Source organism: Rossellomorea oryzaecorticis (assembly GCF_045897515.1).
In the GTDB taxonomy this organism is placed as follows: Bacteria; Bacillota; Bacilli; order Bacillales; family Bacillaceae_B; genus Rossellomorea; species Rossellomorea enclensis.
The window spans coordinates 1-1,856 of record NZ_JBJOSA010000042.1; the positions used below are offsets into that span (position 1 = coordinate 1).

Consider the following 1,856-nt stretch of genomic DNA (forward strand, 5'->3'; position numbering starts at 1 on the left):
GGTGTGCCAGGCATGCACACACTCTATAGGGTTGAAGTCCCGAGCCGTGAAGGTAGTAGTAGCGGTTAGCTGATGACAAGGGTGTCTGGGGCGACCCAGAATCTGAAGGAAGTCGGAGGCAAATCTCCGCCTCTAGGAACACGAACTTCATATGAGGCTACGCACTCTTGGACGAGACTGCCGAACAAGTCAAAATCCTTACTACCAAAGGGTGTGCGCAGTAAATGAAGAGGGGACATGGAGAGGAAGAATGTGTGCTTACCCTGGGAGGTCTGATCGATATGCGGTGCTCACACCGTAACCGGATATGCGAATGTCCGCTGAACGATCAGAAGTCAGCCGAGGTCGTAGTAGTGGGGACTTCTAGAATTCCCATGAAGGACCGAATCATTTAAGAAGAATGGTCACTCTGAGTACGCGACACTTGATGAAGCAGAAACATGATAACCTTCCCAATGGAGGAAGCGGTGAATCCCGCAGGGGACATTTAGAAGGGTGGAAAGATGTTGCCACACAACGAGACAGACCATTCACGTAGGAGTTTGATATCATGTTGGAAAGAATCTTATCACGAGAAAATCTAGCTCTCGCATTAAAACGCGTTGAACGCAATAAAGGAAGCCACGGTGTCGATGGAATGCCCGTACAAAACCTACGAGCGCATCTTCATACACACTGGGCTTCCCTGCGAGAAGAAATTCAAAGTGGGACCTATCAACCTCAACCCGTCCGTCGTGTCGAAATCCCGAAACCGAACGGAGGTAAAAGGAAGTTAGGCATTCCCACCGTGGTGGATCGATTCATCCAACAGGCCATCGCACAGGTTCTCACTACAGAATACGATCCAACATTCTCTACCCATAGTTATGGATTCCGTCCAAACAAACGGGGACATAACGCAGTAAGGGAAGCTAGAAGCTATATGAAGCAAGGGTTACGTTGGGTCGTCGACATGGACTTAGAAAAGTTCTTTGATAAAGTGAATCACGACCGCCTGATGCGTACATTAAGTAAACGAATCAAGGACCCGAACCTACTAAGACTGATTCGAAGATACCTGCAGGCAGGGATCTTGGAAGACGGTCTGGTTCGCCCCAACACGGAGGGAACACCACAAGGTGGACCTTTAAGCCCTTTACTCTCGAACATTGTGTTAGACGAACTGGATAAAGAGCTCGAGGGAAGAGGTCTCTGTTTCGTCCGCTACGCGGACGACTGTAATATTTACGTACGCTCCAAAAGGGCAGGATTACGCGTGATGAAAAGCATTACGAGATTTATTGAAAGAACGCTAAAGCTAAAAGTGAACGAGAAGAAGAGTGCGGTAGACCGCCCATGGAAACGAAGATTCCTGGGATTTTCTTTCACCTTTCATATAAACCCGAAAATACGGGTTTCTCGAGAGAGTATCAAACGGTGTAAACAACGGATTCGTGAATTGACTTCGAGAAGGAAATCCATGAACATGAAGGACCGAATCGATAAACTGAATCGCTACCTGGTTGGCTGGCTAGGTTACTACAAGCTGGCTGAAACGCCGACGATATTCATGGATCTAGACAAATGGATTCGAAGAAGACTTCGTATGATTCGTTGGAAAGAATGGAAGAAGATCAAAACAAAGTACAAGAATTTAAAGAAGTACGGAGTACAGGAAAGGAAAGCGTGGGAATGGGCAAATACAAGGAAAGGCTACTGGCGAGTCGCCAGCAGCCCGATCCTGCATAATGCCCTTGGAAACCGATACTGGGATAACCAAGGGTTAAAGAGTCTATATAGTCGATATCAAGTCAAGCGTCAGACTTAAATGAAACCGCCGTATACGGAACCGTACGTACGGTGGTGTGAGAGGTCGG

1 protein-coding gene is annotated in these 1,856 nt (G+C 47.5%); it reads left to right on the forward strand.

Going from position 1 to position 1,856, the window contains the following annotated elements; all coding sequences use genetic code 11:
* The first annotated feature begins 547 nt into the window (after positions 1-547).
* Positions 548-1,807, forward strand: a complete 1,260-nt coding sequence (gene ltrA, locus ACKA06_RS21560; RefSeq protein ID WP_411160623.1) for a group II intron reverse transcriptase/maturase — start codon at positions 548-550, stop codon at positions 1,805-1,807.
* The last annotated feature ends 49 nt before the right edge of the window (positions 1,808-1,856 follow it).